The sequence below is a fragment of the Phenylobacterium sp. genome (genome assembly GCF_030679875.1).
Taxonomy (GTDB): Bacteria; Pseudomonadota; Alphaproteobacteria; order Caulobacterales; family Caulobacteraceae; genus Phenylobacterium.
On sequence record NZ_JAUXSP010000006.1, the window covers coordinates 201863 to 224668 of the forward strand.

Annotated in this window: 27 protein-coding genes; 17 read left to right on the forward strand and 10 right to left on the reverse strand. The window is 67.0% G+C overall.

What is annotated here, in order from left to right:
* Nucleotides 1-179: 179 nt before the first annotated feature.
* Nucleotides 180-566 carry a cytochrome c gene (locus Q8K84_RS04135; protein WP_305281108.1) on the forward strand — a complete coding sequence of 129 codons (387 nt, stop codon included), beginning with the start codon at nt 180-182 and terminating at the stop codon, nt 564-566.
* Here Q8K84_RS04135 and Q8K84_RS04140 read toward each other — a convergent pair.
* From Q8K84_RS04140 to Q8K84_RS04155, 4 genes are all read right to left on the reverse strand, one after another.
* Nucleotides 563-3049: a vitamin K epoxide reductase family protein gene (locus tag Q8K84_RS04140; RefSeq protein WP_305281109.1), complete on the reverse strand. Its 2487-nt coding sequence runs from the start codon at nt 3047-3049 to the stop codon at nt 563-565. The two genes, Q8K84_RS04135 and Q8K84_RS04140, sit on opposite strands and share 4 nt — an antisense overlap.
* A gap of 32 nt (nt 3050-3081) precedes the next feature.
* Complete coding sequence (locus tag Q8K84_RS04145; protein ID WP_305281111.1) at nt 3082-3354, reverse strand: hypothetical protein; 273 nt, start codon at nt 3352-3354, stop codon at nt 3082-3084.
* Nucleotides 3355-3402: 48 nt separating this feature from the next.
* Nucleotides 3403-3669 (reverse strand): hypothetical protein, encoded by a 267-nt coding sequence (locus Q8K84_RS04150; RefSeq protein WP_305281113.1) that lies wholly within the window; start codon nt 3667-3669, stop codon nt 3403-3405.
* A 130-nt stretch (nt 3670-3799) separates the two neighbouring features.
* Complete coding sequence (locus Q8K84_RS04155; protein WP_296562956.1) at nt 3800-4009, reverse strand: cold-shock protein; 210 nt, start codon at nt 4007-4009, stop codon at nt 3800-3802.
* A 307-nt stretch (nt 4010-4316) separates the two neighbouring features.
* On the opposite strand from Q8K84_RS04155, the gene Q8K84_RS04160 reads away from it, so the two are divergent.
* Nucleotides 4317-4526: a hypothetical protein gene (locus Q8K84_RS04160; RefSeq protein WP_305281121.1), complete on the forward strand. Its 210-nt coding sequence runs from the start codon at nt 4317-4319 to the stop codon at nt 4524-4526.
* A 27-nt stretch (nt 4527-4553) separates the two neighbouring features.
* Here Q8K84_RS04160 and Q8K84_RS04165 read toward each other — a convergent pair whose 3' ends face one another.
* Nucleotides 4554-4844, reverse strand: coding sequence for a hypothetical protein (locus tag Q8K84_RS04165; RefSeq protein WP_305281123.1), 291 nt, complete (start codon nt 4842-4844; stop codon nt 4554-4556).
* Nucleotides 4845-5104: 260 nt separating this feature from the next.
* Between Q8K84_RS04165 and Q8K84_RS04170 the strand changes: the two genes are divergently transcribed.
* Genes Q8K84_RS04170 through purU form a run of 3 tightly spaced genes read left to right on the forward strand, consistent with a single transcriptional unit; the run spans nt 5105 to nt 7070 of the window.
* Nucleotides 5105-5557, forward strand: coding sequence for a cytochrome c (locus tag Q8K84_RS04170; RefSeq protein WP_305281125.1), 453 nt, complete (start codon nt 5105-5107; stop codon nt 5555-5557).
* A gap of 2 nt (nt 5558-5559) precedes the next feature.
* Complete coding sequence (locus Q8K84_RS04175; protein WP_305281127.1) at nt 5560-6216, forward strand: cytochrome b/b6 domain-containing protein; 657 nt, start codon at nt 5560-5562, stop codon at nt 6214-6216.
* An 11-nt stretch (nt 6217-6227) separates the two neighbouring features.
* Nucleotides 6228-7070 carry a formyltetrahydrofolate deformylase gene (purU, locus tag Q8K84_RS04180; RefSeq protein ID WP_305281129.1) on the forward strand — a complete coding sequence of 281 codons (843 nt, stop codon included), beginning with the start codon at nt 6228-6230 and terminating at the stop codon, nt 7068-7070.
* Between the two features lie 10 nt (nt 7071-7080).
* Here the strand turns inward: purU and Q8K84_RS04185 are convergent, their stop codons facing one another.
* Nucleotides 7081-8238, reverse strand: coding sequence for an acyl-CoA dehydrogenase family protein (locus tag Q8K84_RS04185; protein ID WP_305281132.1), 1158 nt, complete (start codon nt 8236-8238; stop codon nt 7081-7083).
* A 174-nt stretch (nt 8239-8412) separates the two neighbouring features.
* Here Q8K84_RS04185 and Q8K84_RS04190 point away from each other — a divergent pair, with 174 nt between their 5' ends.
* Together Q8K84_RS04190 and Q8K84_RS04195 are read left to right on the forward strand one after the other, a co-directional pair.
* A complete protein-coding gene (locus Q8K84_RS04190; protein ID WP_305281134.1) occupies nt 8413-9258 on the forward strand; it encodes an ion transporter in 846 nt (281 codons plus the stop codon).
* A gap of 74 nt (nt 9259-9332) precedes the next feature.
* Nucleotides 9333-11417: an ATP-binding protein gene (locus Q8K84_RS04195; RefSeq protein WP_305281136.1), complete on the forward strand. Its 2085-nt coding sequence runs from the start codon at nt 9333-9335 to the stop codon at nt 11415-11417.
* 16 nt (nt 11418-11433) lie between these two features.
* Here the strand turns inward: Q8K84_RS04195 and Q8K84_RS04200 are convergent, their stop codons facing one another.
* The gene (locus tag Q8K84_RS04200; RefSeq protein ID WP_305281138.1) at nt 11434-11775 is read right to left on the reverse strand and encodes a chorismate mutase; all 342 of its coding nucleotides are present in this window, start codon (nt 11773-11775) and stop codon (nt 11434-11436) included.
* A gap of 33 nt (nt 11776-11808) precedes the next feature.
* Nucleotides 11809-12777 (reverse strand): transcriptional regulator GcvA, encoded by a 969-nt coding sequence (gene gcvA, locus Q8K84_RS04205; protein ID WP_305281139.1) that lies wholly within the window; start codon nt 12775-12777, stop codon nt 11809-11811.
* Between the two features lie 174 nt (nt 12778-12951).
* Between gcvA and cobA the strand changes: the two genes are divergently transcribed.
* The 6 genes from cobA to Q8K84_RS04235 all read left to right on the forward strand — a co-directional run bounded on the left by cobA (nt 12952) and on the right by Q8K84_RS04235 (nt 17973).
* Nucleotides 12952-13797: a uroporphyrinogen-III C-methyltransferase gene (gene cobA / locus Q8K84_RS04210; protein ID WP_305281141.1), complete on the forward strand. Its 846-nt coding sequence runs from the start codon at nt 12952-12954 to the stop codon at nt 13795-13797.
* Nucleotide 13798: 1 nt separating this feature from the next.
* Nucleotides 13799-14158, forward strand: coding sequence for a DUF2849 domain-containing protein (locus Q8K84_RS04215; RefSeq protein WP_305281142.1), 360 nt, complete (start codon nt 13799-13801; stop codon nt 14156-14158).
* Between the two features lie 10 nt (nt 14159-14168).
* Nucleotides 14169-15824 (forward strand): nitrite/sulfite reductase, encoded by a 1656-nt coding sequence (locus Q8K84_RS04220; RefSeq protein ID WP_305281143.1) that lies wholly within the window; start codon nt 14169-14171, stop codon nt 15822-15824.
* Complete coding sequence (locus Q8K84_RS04225; protein ID WP_305281145.1) at nt 15808-16314, forward strand: DUF934 domain-containing protein; 507 nt, start codon at nt 15808-15810, stop codon at nt 16312-16314. The genes Q8K84_RS04220 and Q8K84_RS04225 overlap by 17 nt, the downstream gene beginning before the upstream one ends.
* A 2-nt stretch (nt 16315-16316) precedes the next feature.
* Nucleotides 16317-17072: a phosphoadenylyl-sulfate reductase gene (locus Q8K84_RS04230; protein ID WP_305281147.1), complete on the forward strand. Its 756-nt coding sequence runs from the start codon at nt 16317-16319 to the stop codon at nt 17070-17072.
* 88 nt (nt 17073-17160) lie between these two features.
* A complete protein-coding gene (locus tag Q8K84_RS04235) occupies nt 17161-17973 on the forward strand; it encodes a ferredoxin--NADP reductase (protein WP_305281149.1) in 813 nt (270 codons plus the stop codon).
* A gap of 19 nt (nt 17974-17992) precedes the next feature.
* Here Q8K84_RS04235 and Q8K84_RS04240 read toward each other — a convergent pair whose 3' ends face one another.
* Nucleotides 17993-18475, reverse strand: coding sequence for a 3D domain-containing protein (locus Q8K84_RS04240; protein WP_305281151.1), 483 nt, complete (start codon nt 18473-18475; stop codon nt 17993-17995).
* 166 nt (nt 18476-18641) lie between these two features.
* On the opposite strand from Q8K84_RS04240, the gene Q8K84_RS04245 reads away from it, so the two are divergent.
* The 4 genes from Q8K84_RS04245 (at nt 18642) to folD (ending at nt 21703) form a co-directional block, all read left to right on the forward strand.
* Nucleotides 18642-19232, forward strand: coding sequence for a glutathione S-transferase family protein (locus Q8K84_RS04245; RefSeq protein WP_305281154.1), 591 nt, complete (start codon nt 18642-18644; stop codon nt 19230-19232).
* A gap of 11 nt (nt 19233-19243) precedes the next feature.
* The gene (locus Q8K84_RS04250; protein ID WP_305281155.1) at nt 19244-20260 is read left to right on the forward strand and encodes a S1/P1 Nuclease; all 1017 of its coding nucleotides are present in this window, start codon (nt 19244-19246) and stop codon (nt 20258-20260) included.
* Nucleotides 20260-20712, forward strand: a complete 453-nt coding sequence (locus Q8K84_RS04255; RefSeq protein WP_305281157.1) for an NUDIX domain-containing protein — start codon at nt 20260-20262, stop codon at nt 20710-20712. Before Q8K84_RS04250 ends, Q8K84_RS04255 begins: the two co-directional genes overlap by 1 nt.
* 85 nt (nt 20713-20797) lie before the next feature.
* A complete protein-coding gene (folD, locus tag Q8K84_RS04260) occupies nt 20798-21703 on the forward strand; it encodes a bifunctional methylenetetrahydrofolate dehydrogenase/methenyltetrahydrofolate cyclohydrolase FolD (protein WP_305281159.1) in 906 nt (301 codons plus the stop codon).
* Nucleotides 21704-21733: 30 nt separating this feature from the next.
* Here the strand turns inward: folD and Q8K84_RS04265 are convergent, their stop codons facing one another.
* Nucleotides 21734-22795, reverse strand: coding sequence for an acetamidase/formamidase family protein (locus Q8K84_RS04265; RefSeq protein WP_305281161.1), 1062 nt, complete (start codon nt 22793-22795; stop codon nt 21734-21736).
* Nucleotides 22796-22806 lie beyond the last annotated feature (11 nt).

Below are 22806 nucleotides of genomic sequence, written 5' to 3' on the forward strand. Positions count from 1 at the left end.
CCAGGACCAAGCCCAGGTAAAGGTCGTGAAAACTCATGGTTTGCTCCTCTCGAATGCAGGAAAGGATTCCGTCCGGCCGCTCAGGCGAAAATTCCGGTTTGACGCCTAGGTAGGACTACGGAGGCGGCAGGATCTGGACCCATCAGCTAGGATGCCCCGCCACCCATGGGAGACTTGCAATGCGCGAAGCCTTGATCGTTCTGTGCCTCGCCGGCGCCCTGGCCTCCTGCGCGACCCCAGCCGCGCCTCCGCCGCAGACCTTGAGTCCCGCCGCCGAGCGCGGCCTGCAATTCGTCGCCCGATCTTGCGCGGGATGCCACGCCGTGGGCTATGGGGGGCATAGCGCCAATGCGGTGGCGCCGGGCTTCGCCAGCGTGCGGATGCGCCATACCGCCATCGGGTTGGAGCGGTCGCTGGCGCAGATCGCCCGGGAAGGCCATGGCGAGATGCCGCCGATCTATATGACGTCGGCCGAGATGCAGGACATCGTGGCCTATATTGAATCCCTGGAGCCCGTCGCGGAGGCCCCTTCGCCCGGCGCCGTGATCAACAGGGCGGCGCTTTAGAGAATTCGCCGGCTCCAGTCGCCGTAGCGCGCCCGCACTGGGCCCCGCCGAACCGACAGCGCGATGAGGGCGAGCCCCGCGGCCATGGCGGCGGCGGTGTGCAAGGTGGAGCTTTCGAATGTCAGGGCGCTGACCAGCAGCGCGGCGCCCAGCAGGGGCAAGGCCAGGCGAGCCGTGCGGGTCACCTCTGCTGCAGCAATAGCCACCACGGTCAACACGAGCGCCCCGATCAGGTGGTCAGCATCGGCCGCCGCGCCTTCGGCCCCGAGTGTCAGGCGGCTGAACATCAGCCAGATCCCTATCGCAGCGGCCACAGCCAGATTCCACGGCAGATTGACCCCGCCGCCCGCCATGTCCCGCAGGATGACCGGCGCCGGGCGGGCGAACTCGTCGGTTTCGACTTCGGAGCCACCCTCATCGGTGTCGCCGACCAGAAGCGTTCTCAGGATCGGATGACCCGCCTGTTTGCGCCGCGCCAGGAATTGCAGGCTCGCGAGCAGTTCGTCCATGGCGTAGGGCACCTGCAACAGCATGGCCGCGGCGCCGATCAGGCACAGGGTGCACCAGGTCCCGATCACGATCGGCTGGATGATGATGAAGGCGATGGAGACCACGCCCAGGGGGACGATCATCAGACCGAAGGCGATCACCAGCCAAGGCATGGTCCGCCAGCGTCGCCGGGAGCCGATGAGCCCGGTGACGATTTCCAGTGCGTAGACCAAGGCGCCCACGGCCGCATCTGGAATGGGCCAGGCCTTGGACACATCCGAAGTGATGATCTCTTCGGTCCCGTTACGTGGGTCCGGCCCCCCGGGGAAGAAAGGCTCCCATACGGCGTCGATGTGGCCGAGCTGGTAGGCCGACAGGATCAGCGAGACGAAGAGCCCGATCACAGCCAGGCCGATGATCGGCAGTCGCTGGGTCCAGTCGGACGGATTGTAGCCCCAGCCCGGGGGCGTCAGGGGTCCTGTGCGCTCGGCGGCAGGCGTGACGCCAGGGTCGGGACGAAACCCCACCGCCAGCGCCATGGTGAGGCCGCCGACAAGCACGCCATTCAGGAACGCTGCGGAAGAGGGCGTCCAGAACAGGATCGGCGCAAAGATCACCCACAGCCCCACCGCCGCCGCGCCCCAGCGGGCCAGCCATAGGCGCGGACTGAGGGAGAGCGCGCCCAAGACGATGAGGCCGATCCCGGAGGCGACCTGGCTGGCGACCAACCGGCCGTCCTCCAGGCCCATGGCCGGCGGCGTGGCCACCAGCCAGGCCCCCAGGGCCATGACCGCCATATGCGCCCAGCGTTGGCGGGCATGGGCGTCGCTGAAGGCCGCTTCATGCGCCAGCCGGGTCGACTCGGGCTCCAGGTCGGCGTCCTTGGCCACGCTCATCCAGGCGGGCACCGGAACACCGTTGGCCTTGTGCCAGCCCTCCGGGTCGGCCTGCAAGGCGGCCACCAGCCGTGGCAGCTCGTCCCGCAGATGGTGGCGGGGCCGCCAGTCCAGCACGGCCGCCGCCCGGCTGATATCCAGGGCGTAGTGGTCGTCCGCCATCCGGACCATGAAGGGGCGGATGAAGGGCTTTTCCCCTTGATCCAGGGCGTCTGGAATGACCGGTTCGAGCTTTTCCTGGACCCAGGCGCCCACGGCCGCGATCGGCTTGGGCGCGCGAAGCGTCAGCCAATCTTCGCCGTGGATAAGTTGGCCGATCTGATCCTGCAGCGCTTGGTAGGACAGCGCCTCGGCCTCGCCGATCAGGACGGCTGTGTCGCCAGGCAGGCGGTCGCGCCTGTCCACGGCGCGCACGAAGGCGTCCACCATGTCATCCTTGTGGAGCATGGACTGGCCAACCTCGGTGTCCCCCGAATAGAGGTGGCTCTCAAAGTCTCGCTCGTAGATGCGGGCGATCTGCTGGGAGAGGGTCGGAACAGCGGTCTGCTCGTCATAGACCCCGGCGAGCCGAAGCAGCAGGTAGGGGATGTCGCCGGCGTTTTCGGCGACGGCGGCCTCGGCTGCGGCCTTGGACTGGGGATAGATCCACTGAGGATCGAGGGGCTGGCGCTCGTCCAGCCGCTCCCCTGGCTTCACCGGGGCGTGGACCAGCATGGTGCTCGCATAGATGAACTGCTCGACCTCGAAGGTCTGCAGAGCCTTGAGCAGGCGGCGCGTCCCCGCGACATTGAGCGCCTCGTACAAGGGGTGATCCTCGCCCGAGAAATCGAAATAGGCCGCCAGATGAATGACGCTGGCCAGCCGAGGGCCATAGCGTCGGCGCACCTCGGCCAGGGCCGCGGCAATGGACTGCGCCGAGGTCAGGTCAGCCGCGATCAGAGGGAAGTCGTTGGAGCCGCCCTCCAGGTCCAGCCCAACAATCTGATATTTATCAGAGAGGTGTGCGGCGAGGGCCGCGCCCAGATTGCCTGCGGCGCCGGTGATCAGCACCAGCGGTTTGTCGTGTCCTGTCAGATCGCGCGGTGACGTCGAAGTCATAGACCGCCCTCAGATTGCGCTGCGGGGAGGGATTAGAAGCTGAAAATGGCGGCGATCACGACGGCCACCAGCATGACCCCGGCTGCCACGCCCCATACGACCGGCGGCAAGGTCAGTCCGGGCGCGTTCGGGTCTGGGCGTGTGGGCAATTCTGGGCGGGCCCGGCCGGGGGCGGAGGGGGGCGCATGGGCGCCGCCGGCCTCAGCGTCGGTCCCGGCCGGCGCGGCGCCAGGATCAAAAACCGGCTCGGCGCCATTGGGGCGCTCGCGCCATTGGTCATCCTTGGTCTGGAGCGGGTGCGTCATGGGGGGATGAACCCACGCGGCCGGTGGAGGTTCCGCCGACCATCATTGTCACCCCACCGCGGGGTCCGTCTGGTCGCGGGCTTCCTCACCGCGGTGATGCTCTGTGCGACCAGCACTGGCTTCTGAGGTGGCGAAGACTTCTTCCTGCCCGTCCTCGCCAAGCCGGGATCGAGCGCCGGCGAGGTCGGCCTCAGCCTCGGCCAGGACGATCCGCAGGGCTTGGGCCTCATCCTCGGCTTCGACCACGCTTCGGCGCAGGGGCTGGGCTTCGGGCCGCTCGCCCAGGCGGACTTCAATCACCCATCTTGTCGGCATGGCCGGCTCCTGTGCAGTAGCTCAACCTCAACGGCTGAATGCAGGGCCTGCTCCAGGCCCGCTGGAACAAACACGAAAAAGGGCCGGCGCAAGCGCCGACCCTTCGCTGTTCTGCAGTCCGAAGAGGCTTTTAGGCCGCTTGCAGGTTGGCTGCGGACATCTTGCCGTTGCGGGCGTCGCGCTGCATTTCGAAGCCAAGCTTCTGGCCCTCGTGCAGCGAGGCCATGCCGGCGCGCTCCACGGCCGAAATGTGAACGAAAACGTCGGCGCCGCCGTCGTCAGGCTGGATGAAGCCGAAGCCCTTTTGGCCGTTAAACCACTTTACGGTTCCGGTGCTCATGTTGATCCCTTTCCGGGTCTAAATATTCACGCGCCCAAGAGCGGTCGCGCGATCAAATCTTCGGAGAGGGTCGAGGAGTCCAGACGTCGTACAAAGTGCGCAGCGGTGGATTTTAGGCGAGCCAAAACGATATTCGATTGCTCAAAATTGCATGAAAACCCCGTGTTTGGCAAGATTATTTTCGCAAATGCCCAGACTTACAGCGAAATTTCCTATACACCGTTTCTTCACAACACGTTCTGGCCGCCGGCCCTCATTGCGTTTCTCGCCCTGTGGAGGTCTCGGCCAGACCTCACGGGAGCATGGCATGCGCGAAATTCGGGATCGGATCGTCTTCACGGTGGCCCGCCATGACGGTTACTGGGCCGTCGAGCAGGACGGCGCCTTCTCCGACCACAGCCTGGACAAGGAAGAAGCCAAGGCGGCGGCCAACAAGCGCGCCCGCGCCGCCCAGGACAAGGGTCAGCCCTGCCTGGTGCGGGTCAGCGGCGAGCATGGCTTCTTTGCCGCCGCCTGATCTTGAAACGTCGCCGTCGCCCGCCGCTCAGTTCGAGCCGGGCGGCGGTGGCATCTCGCTGCCGGCTGGCTGCGAGCCGGGCGCGCTGTAGGCTTCAGACGGGACGCCGCCGGGCTGCCCATAGTCCGGCGTCTGGCCAGTGGCTCCGCCGAGCGCGTCAGAGGGTGGGGCGTTCAGAGTTCCAGCCTCATTGTCCACGACGGCTTGCTCGTTCCCGGCTGTGGCGGGATTGCCCTGGCCGCACGCGGCGATCAGGAGACCGGCCGCCGTCAAGGCGCCGGCGAGGCCCAGGCGGGGCGTGTGGTTGACCGTGGTCACGAGTGATCCTCCTCTGGTTCCACAGGCCAATGCGCCGCCCATGGCTAAGGTTCCGCGTCGCGGCCGATGAACTGCGCAAGGGGTGGGCGCCGGGAGGATAGATCAGCCGGCTATGCTCTTCAGCCCTGGCGTGAAACCTGTGCCATACTGCAGGGGAGACTCAATCGCGCGGTGCGCGTGTACGGCTTGAGGAACCCAAAACCATGAAGACGCCGTCCCAATCTGTCCGGTGGCCCCATTTCCGACGCGGCTTGATGGGCGTGGCCCTCGTTGTTCTGATCGCCGGCTGTAACCAGCAGGCGGCCGAGCAGGCGACAAGCGATGAGCCGCTTCCGCGGGCCGTAAGCGAACGCCAGGAGGGGTTCAAGGCCCTGGGCGCGGCCTTCAAGATCATCAATGATCAACTCAAGACCGACTCCCCGGACATGGCGGCCATCGTGCCGGCGGCGGCTCAGATGAATGAGTTGGCTGGCCAGATCCCCACCTGGTTTCCCGCGGGCACCGGCCCGGATGACGGGGTGAAGACCGACGCCCTGGCCACGGTGTGGAGCGATCCGGAAGGCTTCTCCGCGGCTCAGACCCGTCTTGCAGAAGCCACGACCCGGTTGCAGGCGCTGGCCACGGCCGGAGATGCGGCGGGTCTGCGCGAGCATGTGAAGATGGTCGGCGCCAGCTGCGGCGGCTGTCACGACAACTTCCGGGTCAAGCAGTAGCCATGTCCGGCCAGGGACCTCGTGTCCGGGTCTGGGACCTGCCCACCCGCCTCGTCCATTGGGCCCTGGTGATCCTCGTCGTGGTGGCCTGGCTGACCGGCGGCGAGCGGATGAACATCCACCGCTACGCCGGCTATGGCATTCTCGGCCTGGTGATCTTTCGGCTCTACTGGGGGGTGGCTGGCGGATCCACGGCGCGGTTTTCGCAGTTCGTGAAGGGCCCGGGCGCGGTGCTAGCCTATGCTCGGGGCTGGCGCGGGAAGCCGGCGAGTTTTGGCCACAACCCGCTGGGCGCGCTCAGCGTGCTGTTGCTGCTGCTGCTGCTGATCTCACAGGTTGGACTTGGGCTGTTCGCCATTGATATCAATGGCATGGAGTCCGGCCCCTTGGCGCGTTTCGTAGACTTCGAGACGGGCCGCAAGGCTTCTGATCTGCATGAGCTGAACTTCCGGCTGCTGCAGGCCGCGGTGGCGTTGCATCTGGTGGCCATCGCCGCCTATGCGGTGTTCAAGCGCCGCAATCTGGTCACGCCCATGGTGACCGGCCAGGACGCGACTCCCGGCCTGGAGGGCGAACTACAGCCGTCGCCCCTGTGGCGGCTGGCGCTTGGAGTCGCGATCTCCGTCTTGGTGGTGGTGCTGATCGCCCGCGCAGGCTAGTCAGCCGCCTCATGATCCTGACCCTATCCTGCGCCGACCGGCCCGGCATTGTCAGCCGGGTGGCGAGCTTCCTGTTCGAGCGTGGCGGCAACATCATCGACGCCCAGCAGTTCGGCGATGTCGAGACCGATCGCTTCTTCATGCGGGTGGTGTTCGAGGCTGGTGAGCCGCCGGTCGAGGCCCTGCGCGAGGCCTTCGCCCCCATCGGCGCCGAGTTTGGCATGCGATGGACGCTCCGAGACCCCAAGGTGCGTCGCAAGGTGATGATCCTGGCCTCCCAGGCTGACCATTGCCTGTCGGACCTGATCTGGCGCTGGCGTCGGGGCGAACTGCCCATGGACATCTGCGCTGTGGTGTCGAACCACGCCGCCGACACCTATTCCAGCATCGACCTCAGCGGTCTGCCTTTCCACCACCTGCCGGTGGGCCGTGACACCAAGTTGGAGCAGGAGGCAGAGCTCTGGGCCCTGGTCCAGTCCACCGGCGCCGAGCTGGTGGTGCTCGCCCGCTACATGCAGATCCTGTCCGACGGTCTGGCCGCCAAGCTGGAGGGGCGTTGCATCAACATCCACCACTCCTTCCTGCCGGGCTTCAAGGGCGCGCGGCCCTATCACCAGGCTCACGCCCGCGGCGTGAAGGTGATCGGGGCGACCGCCCACTACGTCACCGCCGACCTCGACGAAGGCCCGATCATCGAGCAGGACGTGGAGCGGATCAGCCACCGCGATACGCCGGCCGCCTTGATCCGCAAAGGCCGCGACATCGAACGGCGCGTGCTGGCCCGGGCGGTGCGCTGGCACCTGGAGGACCGGGTGCTGCTGAACGGCGCCAAGACCGTGGTCTTCACCGACTGAGGCGGACGCCTCAGTACGAGCGGGGCAGGCCCAGCACGTGCTCGGCCAGATAGGCCAGGATCAGGTTCGTGGAGATCGGGGCTACCTGATAGAGGCGGGTCTCGCGGAACTTGCGCTCCACATCATATTCCTCGGCGAAGCCGAACCCGCCGTGGGTCTGGATGCACATGTCGGCCGCCGCCCAGGAGGCTTCCGAGGCCAGCAGCTTGGCCATATTGGCCTCCTCGCCGGCCGGATCGCCGGCCTCGTAGCGGGCCGCGGCTTCATAGGTCATCAGCTTGGCGGCGCGCACCTGCGCATAGGCCCGGGCGATAGGGAACTGGACCCCCTGGTTCTGCCCGATAGGCCGGCCAAAGACCACGCGGCTGGTGGCGTAGTTCCGCGCCTTGTCCACGAACCAGCGCCCGTCGCCAATGCATTCGGCGGCGATCAGGATACGCTCGGCGTTCATGCCGTCGAGGATGTAGCGGAAGCCCTTGCCCTCTTCGCCGATCAGGCTTGAGGCGGGGATTTCCAGGTCGTCGAAGAAGAGCTCCGTGGTGGCGTGATTGAACATGGTGCGGATCGGCTTGATGGTCAGGCCGCGCCCAACGGCTTCGCGCATGTCCAGCAGGAAGACTGACAGACCTTCGGTCCTTTTCGCCGTCTGCTCCCGGGGGGTGGTCCGGGCCAGCAGGACCATCAGGTCGGAGTGTTCGGCCCGGCTGATCCACACCTTCTGGCCGTTGATGACGTAGGTGTCGCCCTTGCGCACCGCCTGGGTGGTGATGGCGGTGGTGTCGGTCCCGGCGCCAGGTTCGGTGACGCCGAAGGCCTGCAGCCGCACCTCGCCCGAGGCGATCTTGGGCAGCCATTGGGACTTCTGAGCCTCGCTCCCGTGCCGCAGCACTGTGCCCATGGTGTACATCTGGGCGTGGACGGCGGCGGCATTGCAGCCGCTGGCGTGGATCTCTTCCAGAATGGCCGCGGCCGCCGACAGGCCCAGCCCGCTGCCGCCATAGGCCTCCGGGATCAGCACGCCCAGCAGGCCGGCCTGCGTCAGCGCCTCGACGAACTCAGTGGGATAGGCCCGCTCCCGATCCCTGACGCGCCAGTACTCGCCCGGGAAGTCCGCGCAGAGCCTCCGAACGGTCTCCAGGATCGCTTCGAGTTCGCCAGGATGGCCCATGGTCGTCCCCCGTTGGATGTTATCCCAAGCCCATAGAGGAGGCGATGGCCCCGGGAAACCACGCCGCGACGTCAAGCCGGGCAGAGTTTCTACATCGGCCGCTTCGGCCTGCTGGCGCTGGGCTGCGGTTTGCGGCAGATGGCGCGGAGAAATCCTACCCACGGAGCCACACCTTTGGACCAGCTCAAGGCGCTGATCACCTCACCGCGCACAGAGAAGATCGTCACCGCCCTGATCGTGCTCAACGCGATCACCCTGGGGTTGGAGACCAGCCCCTGGGCGATGGCGAGTTTCGGGAACGTCCTGCTGATCCTGGACCGGGCGATCCTGGCGGTGTTCGTCGTCGAGATCGTCGCGCGGATCGCCGTCCACCGGCTGGCCTTCTTCAAGGACCCCTGGAGCCTGTTCGACTTCGCCATTGTGGGTATCGCGCTGGTGCCAGCCGCCGGCGCGTTTTCGGTGCTGCGAGCCCTGCGCATCCTGCGCGTGCTGCGGATGATCACCCTGGTGCCGTCCCTGCGCCGTGTAGTGGGCGCCCTGATCAGCGCTCTGCCGGGCATGGGCTCGATCATCCTGCTGATGACGCTGATCTTCTATGTGGCCTCGGTGATGGCCACCAAGCTGTTCGCCGCAAGCTTCCCCGAGTGGTTCGGGACGATCCCGGCCTCAGCCTATTCCCTGTTCCAGATCATGACGCTGGAGAGTTGGTCCATGGGCATCGTGCGGCCGGTTATGGAGGTCTATCCCTATGCCTGGGCCTTCTTTGTGCCCTTCATCCTCTGCACCACCTTCACCATGCTGAACCTGTTCATCGGCATCGTGGTCAACGCCATGCAGAGCGAGCATGAGGAAGAGGCCAAGGCCGAGCGCCAGCAGATCGAGGAAGACCTGCGTCTGGCCAGCGTGGAGCGCCAGCAGGCCCATGCCGAGGACGCCGCCGATCTCGCCGCCCTCCGCAGCGAGCTGGCCGCCTTGCGTCAGGAAATCGGCGCCCTGAGCGGTCGTCTGGCCGGCCGATAGCCGGCGACGACAGGCTTAAGCTTTGGTTGAGAAGCCACGGTCTAGGTTGGCCCCAAGGTATCGGCCGTTCGCCCTTGTCCTGGAGTTCCCCCATTACTCGTCAAAGCCGACAGCTCCTGCTCGCCGTCACGCTTTACGGCTGCTACGTCGCCAACCTGTGGCTGACCAATGTTCTGCAGGTGTCGACGGGCATAGGGACGATCTGGACCGCCAACGCCTTTGTCATCGGCGCCCTCCTGCTGCTGCCGGCCCGGTGGGCGCCAGCCCTTCTCGCCGTGGGCTTTGTGCTGCAGGGCGCCGTCATCCTCGCCTTTGGCCATCCCCTGTATGGGGCCATCGGCTATAGCCTGTTGAATGTGATTGAGGCCGTGGCGGTCGTCTATCTCGCCCGGCGCTTCAATGCGGTTCGACTGACCACGCCAGGGCGGTTCGCGGCGCTGATATTTCTGGCGCTGGCGCCAGTCCTGATCTTCGCGGCCCTGCTGCTCGGCCTCGGCGCCCTGGTGATCGAGGGTGAGTTCCCCGCGGCGATGCTGGTCAACCGTTTGGCGGCCAAGTTCCTTGGGATGTCCATGGTCCTGCCCGCCATTCTGCTGCTCAATCAGGAGCGCCGGACGCGTCTCGCCTCGGAAAGGTCGTGGGAAATCACCCTTGGCTATGTGGCCGTAGCCGTGCTGGTCGCGCTGATCATCACGCCGGCCGCGCCCATCGCCCTGCTGGCCATGTTCCCCGTGATTACGATCCTTGGCCTGCGCACAGGACCCCAGGCGGTAACCGTGGCCATGGCGGTGGCGTGCGTGGTTCTGCTGACGGTCGGCGTCCTGTGGGGGCGCACCCCGGTGCTGGCCGAGACCCGGTCGCTCTATCAGCAGATCACCCTCTTCCAGGTCTATCTTGGCCTGGTGTTCGGCACCGGCATCGTCACCGCCCTGATGGCCATTCACCAGCAGCGCCTGCGAGACCTGATCCTTCGCCGGTCCATCAGCCACCAGCGGGCGCGAGAGCGGGCCGAAGCCGCCTCGGTCGCCAAGACAGACTTCCTGGCCACGATGAGCCATGAAATCCGCACGCCCCTGAACTCCATCATCGGCTTCGCCCAGGTTCTGGAGATGGACAAGGAGATGCGGGCCGACAGTCGCCGCCAGATCGACCTGATCCGGCGCTCAGGCATCGCCCTGCTCACCGTCGTCAACGACATCCTCGACTTCTCGAAGGTCGAGGCGGGCCGCATCGAACTCGATCCCAAGCCCGTTGATCTGGGCGTGGTCTGCCGTGACGCGCTGGCTATCGTGGCCGAGGCCGCCGACAGCAAGGGTCTCGTCCTGACCTTGGAGATCGAGGGCGAAATCACCGCCGGTCACGTCTGCGACGATCATCGCCTCTGCCAGGTCCTGCTCAACTATCTGAACAACGCCGTGAAATTCACTGACGCCGGGCAGGTCACGCTGTCGCTGGCCATGACTTCGGAGGGTGATCGAGACCGGGTGCGCATCTCGGTCAGCGACACCGGGGTCGGGATCGCCCAGGACGCCGCGGCGGGCCTCTTCGAGCGCTTCAGCCAGGTGGACTCCTCGGTGAGCCGCACCCATGGGGGCACCGGACTGGGCCTGGCGATCTGCAAGGGACTCATCGAGGCGATGGGCGGGCAGGTGGGCGTCGACTCCGCCCCGGGGGTCGGATCGACCTTCTGGCTGGAGCTCAGCCTGGAACGGGCCAGCGTGACGGCGCCGTCCGTCGAGGAAGAGGGGCGCGGCGAGAGCCTGTCCGCTCATATCCTCCTGGTCGACGACCACCCGATGAACCGCGAACTCGGGGTGCTGATGCTGCAAATCCTGGGCTGCACCGCCGACGTAGCCTGTGATGGGCGCGAGGCCATCGAGGCGGCGAAGACCGGCCGCTACGACGCCATCCTGATGGACCTGCACATGCCGGGGGTCGATGGTCTCGCCGCCACCCGGGCGATCCGAGCTCTGGAGGGCCCGGAGGGCAGGACCCCGATCATCGCCATGAGCGCTGACGTGCTGCCCGAACAGATTGCGCGCATGCGCGAGGCAGGCATGGTCGACAGCGTCGACAAGCCGGTGAAGATCGAGAACCTGTACGCCTGTCTCAGCCGCTGGATGGGACCTGCCGCCTCCAGCGAGTCCGCCGCGGCCTGAGCGCGAGCGGACAAGATCAGGGTAGGGGATCGCCCTCCCGCGTCCGGTTCCTGTCCCAGGATCCGAACTCATAGGCGATGCAGCGATCGACCAGGGTGCGCCAGACGGGCTCGGCGATGGCTTCGGACAGGCCAGCCTCCCGGGCGGCGGCGCGGACCTTGGCCACTACGTCTTCGATCCGGGCCTCGTCGCGCACCACGCCGCGATGGGGCTTGATGCGGGCGGCGGCGTCCATGAAGCCCTGGCGCTCGGCCAGCAGCTTGACCAGGGCGCGGTCCAGGGCGTCGACCCCTTGGCGGACCTCGGTCATGGTGGTGCAGTCGGCGGGCGCCTTGTGGTCGTCGATCTCAATCAGCATTCAGCACTCTGGTCGCTTTGCGCCGGCGCCTCTCTAGATGCCGGCCCCGTTGTCTATCGCCCGCAGGGCGGCCTCATGGGCCTGGGCCTCGGCCGTGATCCAGGCGGTGAACGCCTTGACCTGAGGCAGCCGGCCCTTGGCCTTGGGGTGGACGAGGTAATAGGCGAAGTCCACCGCCGTGGCGATCTGTAACGGCGCCACCAGACGTCCGGCCTCCAGATCGGCCTGGGCCAGGGTGCGCTTGGCCAGCGCCACGCCGCGGCCATTGGCGGCCGCCTCGATGACCAGGCTGGACTGGTTGAACCGCGGGCCCCGCGAGCCATCCACCGTCTTGAGCCCCCGGGCCGCCAGCCACATGGCCCAGTCGGGGCAGGAGGCGTCGAGCTCGGCCGAGCCGTCGTGCAACAGGATGTGGTTCACCAGATCGGCCGGGTCGTTCAGCGGGTTCTTCGCCATCAGGTCGGGGCTGGCCACCGCCAGCACCGTCTCGCTCATCAGGGGGGTGACCTCAAGGCCAGGATAGCGGCCCGAGCCATAGCGGATGGCGAGGTCGACCTCGCCGGCGCTGAGGTCCACCAACTCCATGCCGGCCGAAAGCCAGACATCGACCTGGGGATGGGCCTCCTCGAACTTGCCGAGCCGGGGCACCAGCCATTTGGCGGCGAATGAGGGCGCCGCGGTGATGCTGAGCCGGCGGCCATCCACCGCGGCCGTGAGCAGGGAGGCGGCCTCGGCCAGACGATCGAAGGCCTCGCGCAGGGCGGGCAGGGCGGTCTGGGCGGCGTCGGTCAGCAGCAGGCCCTTGGGCGTGCGCTTGAACAGCGCCGCCCCCACATAGTCCTCCAGGTTCTGAATCTGCTGGCTGACCGCGCCTGGCGTCACCGAAAGCTCCTCGGCGGCCCGGCTGAAATTGAGGTGACGGGCGGCGGCCTCAAAGGCGCGCAGGGCGTTCAGCGGCGGCAATCGCCTGCGATCTCCGCTCCGCTCAGCCTGTCGTTCCATAAGTTTTCCTGAACCCCCGGGCAGAACTCCTTGGGTTGCGAAGTGGGGTGGTTTTCCCCAGTTTGCAACCATCCGGCGGCGTTATGGCCCTTTCGCTGGCGGATATTCGACGGGGCGGGCCTAGGGTCCGCCCCGTCGGCCTTCGGGCTCAAGAGTGATAGAGAAGCTAAATCTATGGCGTCCAGCGACAGAACCAACAGGCGACCCGGCGGCCTCGTCCTTCTGGACGGCGCAGCGGTGCGCGCGGCTGGGACGGTATGGCTGGTCGGCGCCGGCCCCGGCGATCCGGAGCTGCTGACGCTGAAGGCGCTGAAGGCCCTGCAGGGCGCCCAGGTGGTGGTTCACGACGGTCTGGTGTCCAACGAGATTCTCGAGCTCGCCCCAGCCGGCGCCCAGAAGATCAGCGTGGCCAAGCGGAAGTCCCGCCATGCCTATGCCCAGGATGAGATCAACCGGATGCTGGTGGCCTTCGCCCTCCAGGGGCTGAGGGTTGTGCGGCTGAAGGGCGGCGATCCGTTCATCTTCGGCCGGGGCGGCGAGGAGTTGGAAGCCTGCCGCGAGGCGGGCGTCGAGTGCGTCATCGTCCCCGGCGTCACCGCGGCCCTGGCCGCCGGCGCCAGCGCTGGCGCGCCCCTGACCCATCGGGGCGTGGCCCAGGCGGTGACCTTTGTCACCGGTCACGCCGCCAAGGATGGCGAGCCGGATCTGGACTGGGACAGCCTCGCCCGCCCCAACCAGACGGTGGTGATCTATATGGGCGTCTCCACGGCGGCGGGGATCGCCCGCAGGCTGACACAGGCCGGCCGCAACCCGGCCACGCCGGCGCTTATTGTCGAGAACGCCAGCCGGACAGATGAGCGCCGCCTTGTCACCAGCCTGGCGGGGCTGGCGGAGGTCGCCGCGACGCTTACGGGTCCGGCCCTGCTGATCGTGGGCGAGGCCATGGCCCTGGCCCAGGCGGGGGAACCAGGGCAGACGACGCAGATTGAGGCTCGCGCCGCCGAGCTGGGAGGCAAGTGAGATGAAGGCCCTGACCGCCAACCGCCTGATCGACGGCGATGTCGTGTTCTGGAAGTCCGGCCGGTGGGTCGAGGGCTTCGGTGAAGCCGAACTGTTTGATGACCCTGCCGCCGCCGAGGCCGCCGAAGGCCATGCCAAGTCGCAGCCTACGGTCGTCATCGACCCCTATCTGATCGAGCTGATGGAGTCCGACGGTCTCTGGGCGCCGCTGAGCTATCGCGAGCGCATCCGGGCCTTGGGGCCCACCAACCATCCGACCCACGGCAAGCAGGCGCAGGGCGGCGAGGTGATTGAAGCCTTGCTGCATGCCGACGGCGCGGCCCGCTCCAGCGGTCGCGTCAACCTGATCAAGCGTAAGTAAGGAGCGCCGAATGTACCAGTACGACGCTGTCGACCAGGAATTCGTCGCCGACCGCTCCCGGGAATTCCGCGAGCAGGTGGCCCGCCGCCTGTCTGGCGAACTGAGCGAAGACCAGTTCAAGACTCTGCGCCTGATGAACGGCCTCTATCTGCAGCTGCACGCCTATATGCTGCGGATCGCCATTCCCTATGGGTCGCTGAATGCGCGCCAGATGCGCCGCCTGGCCCATATCGGCCGGGTCTATGACCGGGGCTATGGCCACTTCACCACCCGCCAAAATCTGCAGTTCCACTGGATCAAGCTGCGGGACGCCCCAGACATCCTCGACCAGCTGGCCGAGGTGGACATGCACGCCATCCAGACCAGCGGAAACTGCATCCGCAACGTGACGTCAGATCCCTATGCCGGCGCCACCGCCGAAGAGCTGGATGATCCGCGGGTCTGGTCGGAGGCGATCCGCCAGTGGTCGAGCCTGCACCCGGAATTCTCGTTCCTGCCGCGCAAGTTCAAGATCGCCATCACCGCCTCGGCCAAGGACCGCACGGCGGCCAAGGTCCACGATATCGGCCTGATGATCCGCCGCGGCCGCGACGGCCAGCTGGGCTTTGAGGTGATCGTCGGCGGCGGCCTCGGCCGCACCCCCTATGTGGGCCCGACCATCACCGAGTTCCTGCCAGCCAACCGGTTGTTCTCGTACCTGGAGGCGATCCTGCGGGTCTACAATCGCCATGGCCGCCGGGACAATATCTACAAGGCGCGGATCAAGATCCTGGTCGCGGCCCTGGGCGCCGAGGAATTCGCCCGCCAGGTCGCCGAGGAGTGGGCCAAGATCGGTCCCGAAGGCGACCTGCCCGACACCGAGCTGGCGCGCATTCGCGGCGCGTTTGCGACCACCGTCTTTGAAGCCCTGCCAGCGCGCTCGGAGGCCTTCGAGTCCGCCAAGGCGGCCCATCCCGCCCTGGCCCGGTTCGCCCGCAATAATCTGCGGCCGCACAAGAAGCCCGGCTACACGATCATAGAGGTCTCGCTGAAGACCATCGGCGACACCCCTGGGGACGCGACCTCGGATCAGATGGACGTGATCGCCGACCTGGCTGAGCGCTATGGCCAGGACGACATCCGAGTGACGCATGAGCAGAACCTGGTCCTGCCACATGTGCGGCTCGACGACGTGCCGGAGGTTTTCGCGCAGTTGCAGGCCGCGGGTCTGGCCAGCGCCAATGTGAACCTGATCTCCGATATCATCGCCTGCCCGGGGCTGGACTATTGCGCGCTCGCCAACGCCCGGGCCATCCCGGTGGCCCAGCAGATCGCCCAGACCTTCGCCGACCCCGACCGCGCCGAGGCCATTGGCGAGCTGAAGATCAAGATCAGCGGCTGCATCAACGCCTGCGGCCACCACCATGTGGGCCACATCGGCATCCTGGGCGTCGATAAGAAGGGCGAGGAGTTCTACCAGCTGACCCTGGGAGGCTCCGGCGCCGAGGACGCCGCGGTGGGCAAGATGCTCGGCCCGGCCCTGCCGTACGACAAGGTGGCCAGCGCCATCGACACCCTGGTCGAGGTCTATCTGCGCGAGCGTCAAGAGGGCGAACGCTTCCTCGACACCTATCGCCGCACCGGGGTCGAACCCTTCAAGGAGGCCGTTTATGCCGACGCTCATTAGGCGCCTGGACGACGACCAGTTCATCCTGGCCGACGACCCGTTCACCGCTGTGGCCGACGATGAGGGCCTGCCGCCCGGCGACGTGATCATCTCCTTCACCCGCTTTCAGGCCGAGGGCGACCGACTGCTGACCGAGGGCCGCGCCGTGGGTGTGCGCCTGGAGCCGGCCGAGGAGGTTGAGGCCCTGGCCTATGACCTGCCGCGGATCGCCGTCGTCGCCCTGGCCTTTCCGAAGTACCGTGATGGGCGAGGCTATACCGCCGCCCGGCTGCTGCGAGAGCGGTTCGCCTATGCCGGAGAAGTCCGCGCCGTGGGCGAGGTGCTGCGCGAGCAGGCCGGCTTCATGGTCCGTTGCGGCTTTGACGCTTTCGCCCCGGCCGACGGCGCAAGCCCGCAGGACTGGGCCCACGCCGTCCATCGCCACCGCCACGTCTACCAGCGGGCCGCCGATCTGCGCACGCCGGCCTTTGTGGAGCGCGAGGGAGGGTGACCATGGCCTATGATCAGACCGACCATCTCTCCGTCGCCAACCGGCTTGACGGCGAGCTGCGCCATGCCCAGCCGACCGAGATCATCGCTGCGGCGCTTCGGGAGTTCGGCGACAAGCTGGCCATGGTCTCGTCGTTCGGGGCGGAATCGGCGGTGCTGCTGCATCTGGCCGCCCAGGTCAGCAAGGACATCCCGGTGCTGTTCCTCGACACCGGCATGCTGTTTGGCCAGACCCTGGACTATCGTCGCGGCCTGGCGAAGCGCCTGGGTCTGACCGATGTCCGCGACCTGCGTCCGCACTACCAGGACCTGGCGGTGTCGGACCCGCAGGCCAAGCTCTGGGAGACCGATGTGGACGGCTGCTGCCACATTCGCAAGGTGCTGCCCCTGGACCGCGCGCTGGCCGACTTCGACGCCTGGATCACCGGGCGCAAGCGCTTCCACGGGGGCGACCGGCTGGCCCTGCGGGTGGTCGAAGAGGCCGAGACCCAGACCAAGTTCAATCCCCTGGCCAACTGGGGCAAGGAAGAGCTCGACGCCTATGTCGTGGCCCATGACCTGCCTCCCCATCCCCTTGTGGCGCAGGGCTTTCCGTCGATCGGCTGCTGGCCCTGCACCTCGCCGGTGGAGGATGGACAGGATGTCCGCGCCGGCCGTTGGCAGGGTTCGCAAAAAAGCGAATGCGGCATACATGTCGCCCGGGCGCCCGGCGTCTCGATGATCGGCGGCGGCTCTGGCAATGTCGGCGGCGATATCTGATCGGCGCTCATAACTAGGTTTGGAGCATCCCGCCCGACCACCGCACCCCGCGTGCGGGGACATGCTCTGGGACAGAAAAGACGAAGTGATGACTGACGTGACCGTGGCCGCCCCGGCCCCCAAGAAGGCCAGCGCCTTTCACCTGGAGACCGTGACCTGGGTCCAGCACTGGACCGACAGCCTGTTCTCATTCCGCACGACGCGAGATCCGTCCCTGCGGTTCTCCAGCGGCCAGTTCGTGATGGTCGGGCTCGAGGTGGACGGCAAGCCGCTGCTGCGAGCCTATTCCATCGCCAGCCCCGCCTGGCACGAGGAGCTGGAATTCTATTCCATCAAGGTGCCTGACGGCCCGCTGACCTCGCGCCTGCAGAAGATCCAGGTGGGCGATCAGGTGCTGATCGGCCGCAAACCCACTGGCACCCTGGTGCTGGACGGCCTGAAGCCCGGCAAGCGCCTCTATATGCTCGGCACCGGCACGGGCCTGGCCCCCTGGCTGTCCCTGGCCCGCGACCCCGATGTCTATGAGCGGTTCGACGAGGCGATTGTCACCCACACGGTGCGCAATGTGGCCGATCTCAACTATCGCGAACTGTTTGAGGAAGACCTGGCCAAGGACGAGATCCTCTCTGAGGTGATCGGCGACAAGCTGCGCTATTACCCCACCGTCACCCGGGAGCCGTTCAAGACCCAGGGCCGGATCACTGACCTGATCGCCTCGGGCAAGCTGTTCGAAGATCTGGGTGTCCCGCCGCTGGATCCGGCCGTGGACCGGCTGATGCTCTGCGGCGGTCCCGGGGTCCTGGCCGACCTGAAGACCATGCTGATCGAGCGCGGCTTCGAAGAAGGCTCGATCGCCAAGCCCGGCGACTTCGTCCTGGAAAAGGCCTTCGTCGAGACCTGAGGGACGTGGCCCCCTTGGCCTATTTGGCCGGGGGGCAACCCTTGAATTCGCCGACCTTGGTGACGGTCAGTTCCGAGAGGTTCAGGGGCATCATCGGCTTCATGGAGGCGCGTCCATGGCCGGTATAGAGGTCAATTTTCTCGCCCTTGATCGCGCCGCCGACGTCCGAAGCGTACCAGTAGCCGTCATGCGCGCCCCCGTCGGGCAGGGGCAGGCCGACCGTCTCCTTGATGAACAGAACGGTGCGGCGGGGGATCAGGTTCTTGTCGATGGCCGCGGTGCGCATGGCCACGACCTTGCAGCCCAGAGAGTCCAGCGCGCCGACGCCCGCAGCGCCTGCGTGATAGAGCGTGGCGCGCATCCGGTAGGCTGGCGTGCCGGGCAAGCCGCCCGTCACCGCGCCGACAATCAGATCGCCGATCGGATCACTCGTGGAGGCCTGGGCGCTGGAGGCCAGGGCCAGAAGAGGTAGAGCCGCCAGGGCGGCAAGGCGGCGTCGCATGGCGGCGTCATCCTGCGTCGTGAAGCTGGTGGCCAGTCCGTACCCGGCTGGGGGTCGCCCGGCAACCCGTTCAATTGAGGTCTTCTCGCGGCGCTATGAGTCGATCTGGCTTGGCGCCCTGCAACGGTCAGATATCACCGAGCGCTGAACGAACGAGGGGACTCAGATGAGCCTGAAGATCTATGGGGATTCCATCTCAGGCAACTGCCTGAAGGTGAAGTGGACGGCCGAGCGACTCGGGCTCGACTATCAGTGGATCGAGATCGACCTGTTGAAGGGCCAGACCAGGGCCCCGGAGTTCATGGCGATCAATCCGGCCGGCCAGGTCCCAGTCGTGGTTCTGCCCGACGGCCGGCCCCTGGCTCAGTCCAACGCCATCATCCTGCACCTGGCGGAAGGCTCAGATCTGATCCCGGCTGACGCCTATGCCCGCGCCCGGATGCTGGAGTGGATGTTCTGGGAGCAGTACAGCCACGAGCCCTATGTGGCGGTGGCCCGTTTCCATGTGGTCTATCAGGGGCGGGCGGTCGCAGACCTGGATCCGAAGCTGGTGGCCAAGGGCGAGGGGGCCCTGCAACGGCTGGAGGATGGTCTGGCGGACGCTCAATTCCTCGTGGGCGATCAGCTCAGTCTCGCCGATGTCGCCCTGGTGGCCTATACCCGGCTGGCTGGCGAGGGCGGCTTCGATCTGGCGCGATACCCGAAGGTTCAGGCCTGGATCGCGCGGGTGGAGACAGCCCTGCCGATCAAGTCCTAGGAGTTTCCGCGATGCGGATTGCGACGCTTCCCCTCGTCCTGGCGGCCCTTGCCGTTCTGTCGCCGAGCCAGGCCCTCGCCTGGGGGGGGCATGGGCACCGGATCATCGGGGTGGCGGCCATGGAGGCGCTCCCGGATGATGTTCCGGCCTTCCTGCGTGATCCGACGGCGATCAGCCAGATCGGCGAACTGAGCCGCGAGCCTGACCGCTCCAAGGGCGCTGGGAAGATCCACGGCTCCAACCGCGACTCCGCCCATTTCGTCGACATTGATGACGCGGGCCTGGTGATGGGAGGGCCGAGGTTCGAAAAGCCCATAGCGCCGACCCGCGCCGACTATGAGGCGCAGCTGCAGGCGGCCGGGACGGACAGCTGGAAGGCCGGCTATCTGCAGTACTCCATCGTCGACTCCTACCAGCAGCTGACCCTGGATTTCGCCTATTGGCGGGTCCTGGTCGCCGCCGAGGCCCGGGAGCGCGATCCCGGCCGCCGGGCCTGGTACGCCGCCGACCGGGCCCTGCGCGAAGGGCTGTTGAAGACCACGATCGGCTCGCTCTCGCACTATGTGGCCGACGGCGCCCAGCCCCTGCACACCACGGTCCACTACAATGGCTGGAGCGCGGACTATCCCAACCCCAAGGGCTACACCGCGGCCAAGATCCATGGCCTGTTTGAGGGTGAATTCACCCGCGCCAACCTGGGGCTTCCGGAGCTGAAGGGGGCCATGTCGGCCCTGCGAATCTGCGATTGCGCCATCGAGGACCGGACCGTCGACTACATCCTGGCGGGCTTCTCCCAGGTGGAGCCCTTCTACGCCCTGGAGCAGGCCGGGGGCTTTGCGCCCGCCGACCCCCGGGGCGTGGCCTTCGTCCTGACCCGCACCAGCGCCGGGGCCTCGGAGCTGCGGGACCTCATCGTCGAGGCCTGGCGCGACAGCGCCGACTCCCAGGTGGGATGGCGACCGGTGAAGGTGGTGGATGTCGAGGCCGGCCGGGTCGATCCGTTCGACGCCCTGTTCTCCGTCGACTGATGGCGACGGTTCCCCAGTTTGGCGCCCCAGAGCCCGCCCGTCCCTATCCCGACCGGCCGGTGGCCTTCGGGGTCGGCCTGCGGGAGGGTCTGGTGGCCCTGGTGCGGGTGGAGCCGGCCGACGGACCTGTGCGCATCGACCTGCCGGGCGGCGGCATCGACCCCGGAGAGACCCCCGAGGCGGCCATGGCTCGGGAATTTGTCGAGGAGACGGGGCTGGAGGTCCGGCCGCTACATCTTCTGACGCGGGCCGACCATTTTTTCGTCAATGGGGCCGCTGACAGCTTCAACACCCGGGGGTTCTTCTATGCGGTGGAGGTCCTGGCTGAGCGTCCGGAGCGGAAGATCGAGGCCGACCACAGCCTCTTCTGGCGCAACCCGGATGAGGCGCTCCGCCTGCTGAGCCGCGACAGTCACGCCTGGGCGCTCGCCTGCTGGCTGCGCCGGGCCTGAACCGCCGTAGCGCCCTGGCGGGCGCGTTGCGCGAATGTCTTCCAGGCTTTAGTGGCTGGCGCACACAACGCCCTCAGGAGTCGTCATGCCCCAGGCCCAGATCATCGACGGCAAGGTCTATGCCGAACGCGTTCGCGCCGGGGTGGCGCAGGAGGTGGCCCGTCTGCGCCAGGATCACGGCTTGCAGCCAGGCCTGGCGGTGATCGTGGTCGGGGACGACGCGGCCAGCCAGGTCTATGTGAAATCCAAGGGCGAGCAGTCCCTGGCCGTGGGGATGCATTCGGTGACCCACCGGTTGCCGGGCGACGCCCAGCTGGACGAGCTTCTGCTGTTGATCGCCGGCCTGAACGAGGATCCCCGGGTGCATGGGATCCTGCTGCAGCTTCCGCTGCCCGGTCATCTGGAGACCCGCGCGGCCCTGGCGGCCATCCATCCGGACAAGGATGTGGACGGTCTGCATGTGGTCAATGCCGGGCGACTGGCCAGCGGCGAGCCGGCCCTGACGCCCTGTACGCCGCTCGGCTGCATGATCATGCTGCGGGAGACCCTGGGGGATCTGACCGGCAAGACCGCAGTGGTTGTCGGGCGCTCGGTCCTGGTGGGGCGGCCAGTGGCGCAGCTGCTGCTGCAGGCCGACTGCACCGTGACCATCGCTCACTCCCGCACCCGTGACCTGGCCGGGGTCTGCCGACAGGCCGACATCCTGGTGGCCGCCGTGGGCCGGCCGCAGATGATCCGCGGCGACTGGATCAAGCCCGGCGCCACGGTGATCGATGTGGGCATCAACCGCGTCCCCTTCGACAATCCTGAAAAGGCCGCGGCGGGAAGAACCAAGCTGGTCGGGGATGTAGCCTTCAAGGAAGCCCGCGAGGTGGCTGGCGCGATCACCCCGGTCCCTGGGGGCGTCGGCCTGATGACGGTGGCCTGTCTGCTGCAGAACACGGTCACCGCCGCCAAGCGACAGGCCGGGCTCGAGCCATCTGACGGGTAGGGGCGACGCCGAGACGCCGCCCCATTTCGCCTATTCCGTCCAATAAGGCGCAGGCTTCAGGAACAGCTTCTTGGGCACGGTCCCGTAGATGATCTCCACGCCGTCCACAGCCTCGGCGACGGCGAAGTCCACCGCGATGCTGGAGATGGAATAGGCGTCAGCCTTGGAAATTCCGGCATGCGCCTCCAGGAAGGCCACCGTATTCTCCACCGACTTCCGCATGGCGTCGTCGAGGTCCTCATCGAGGCCCATCACATAGTAGTTCGCGGCGTCCTCTGCGAAGGGCGCCGGCATGTCGGCGCCTTTGCCCTTGTGCACGATGAACTGGAGCGTGCCGGTCAGCGAGGCCTCGATGGCGTTGCCCGACACCTCTCCATCGCCCTGGGCGGCATGGGCGTCGCCTGTGTAGAACAGAGCCCCCGGATTGAAGACCGGCAGGTAGAGGGTTGATCCCACAGTCAGGCGCTTCAAGTCCATATTGCCGCCGAAGATGCCTGGGGCCCGGGAGCCCACGACGCCGATGGCCGGGTCCGGCGCCACGGCCATGATCCCCAGGAAGGGGATGAGCGGCACCTCGATTTCCGGGGAAAAGAGCGCCACCTGACGCTCCAGGTCGAACTTCAGGATCTTCTGCACCTGCTCGGTCAGAAGGCCAGGGACGACGCCCCCCGTGCCAGGGCTGTTGACCCCGTAAGGCACCCGGTTTTCCAGGTCGACGACCCGGATTTCCAGCATGTCGCCCGGCTCAGCACCCTCCACATAGATGGGGCCGGTGAGAACGTGACCGCGCCAGCCCTCGCCGGTGCTGGCTGCGGCGATGTCCTTCACATCCTGCAGGATCTCGTCGGCCGTGATGCCGGCCTGGGCGAAATAGGCGACGGGATCACTGGTGAGCCCGCCATGGGAGACGGTGTCGATGCGCACAGTCTGTCCCGATGTGATCCTGAGCACAGGCGTGCGGGTCGCCGAGATCGAACCTCGCAGGACGGTCTCAGGGGTTGAGCGAAGATAGGCGTCGTGCGCCGCCGGCTGGGCCATGGCAGGTCCACAGAGCGCCATGAGGGCGGCGGCGACAGAAACGTGTCTGATCACGAGGCTGGGTC

Excerpts from the sequence above, each read along its gene's own strand:
- Q8K84_RS04135 (WP_305281108.1), top strand. The coding sequence starts at position 180 with ATGCGCGAAGCCTTGATCGTTCTGTGCCTCGCCGGCGCCCTGGCCTCC.
- Q8K84_RS04140 (WP_305281109.1), bottom strand. The coding sequence starts at position 3,049 with ATGACTTCGACGTCACCGCGCGATCTGACAGGACACGACAAACCGCTG.
- Q8K84_RS04145 (WP_305281111.1), bottom strand. The coding sequence starts at position 3,354 with ATGACGCACCCGCTCCAGACCAAGGATGACCAATGGCGCGAGCGCCCC.
- Q8K84_RS04150 (WP_305281113.1), bottom strand. The coding sequence starts at position 3,669 with ATGCCGACAAGATGGGTGATTGAAGTCCGCCTGGGCGAGCGGCCCGAA.
- Q8K84_RS04155 (WP_296562956.1), bottom strand. The coding sequence starts at position 4,009 with ATGAGCACCGGAACCGTAAAGTGGTTTAACGGCCAAAAGGGCTTCGGC.
- Q8K84_RS04160 (WP_305281121.1), top strand. The coding sequence starts at position 4,317 with ATGCGCGAAATTCGGGATCGGATCGTCTTCACGGTGGCCCGCCATGAC.
- Q8K84_RS04175 (WP_305281127.1), top strand. The coding sequence starts at position 5,560 with ATGTCCGGCCAGGGACCTCGTGTCCGGGTCTGGGACCTGCCCACCCGC.
- purU (WP_305281129.1), top strand. The coding sequence starts at position 6,228 with ATGATCCTGACCCTATCCTGCGCCGACCGGCCCGGCATTGTCAGCCGG.
- Q8K84_RS04185 (WP_305281132.1), bottom strand. The coding sequence starts at position 8,238 with ATGGGCCATCCTGGCGAACTCGAAGCGATCCTGGAGACCGTTCGGAGG.
- Q8K84_RS04200 (WP_305281138.1), bottom strand. The coding sequence starts at position 11,775 with ATGCTGATTGAGATCGACGACCACAAGGCGCCCGCCGACTGCACCACC.
- gcvA (WP_305281139.1), bottom strand. The coding sequence starts at position 12,777 with ATGGAACGACAGGCTGAGCGGAGCGGAGATCGCAGGCGATTGCCGCCG.
- cobA (WP_305281141.1), top strand. The coding sequence starts at position 12,952 with ATGGCGTCCAGCGACAGAACCAACAGGCGACCCGGCGGCCTCGTCCTT.
- Q8K84_RS04215 (WP_305281142.1), top strand. The coding sequence starts at position 13,799 with ATGAAGGCCCTGACCGCCAACCGCCTGATCGACGGCGATGTCGTGTTC.
- Q8K84_RS04220 (WP_305281143.1), top strand. The coding sequence starts at position 14,169 with ATGTACCAGTACGACGCTGTCGACCAGGAATTCGTCGCCGACCGCTCC.
- Q8K84_RS04225 (WP_305281145.1), top strand. The coding sequence starts at position 15,808 with ATGCCGACGCTCATTAGGCGCCTGGACGACGACCAGTTCATCCTGGCC.
- Q8K84_RS04230 (WP_305281147.1), top strand. The coding sequence starts at position 16,317 with ATGGCCTATGATCAGACCGACCATCTCTCCGTCGCCAACCGGCTTGAC.
- Q8K84_RS04235 (WP_305281149.1), top strand. The coding sequence starts at position 17,161 with ATGACTGACGTGACCGTGGCCGCCCCGGCCCCCAAGAAGGCCAGCGCC.
- Q8K84_RS04240 (WP_305281151.1), bottom strand. The coding sequence starts at position 18,475 with ATGCGACGCCGCCTTGCCGCCCTGGCGGCTCTACCTCTTCTGGCCCTG.
- Q8K84_RS04245 (WP_305281154.1), top strand. The coding sequence starts at position 18,642 with ATGAGCCTGAAGATCTATGGGGATTCCATCTCAGGCAACTGCCTGAAG.
- Q8K84_RS04250 (WP_305281155.1), top strand. The coding sequence starts at position 19,244 with ATGCGGATTGCGACGCTTCCCCTCGTCCTGGCGGCCCTTGCCGTTCTG.
- Q8K84_RS04255 (WP_305281157.1), top strand. The coding sequence starts at position 20,260 with ATGGCGACGGTTCCCCAGTTTGGCGCCCCAGAGCCCGCCCGTCCCTAT.
- folD (WP_305281159.1), top strand. The coding sequence starts at position 20,798 with ATGCCCCAGGCCCAGATCATCGACGGCAAGGTCTATGCCGAACGCGTT.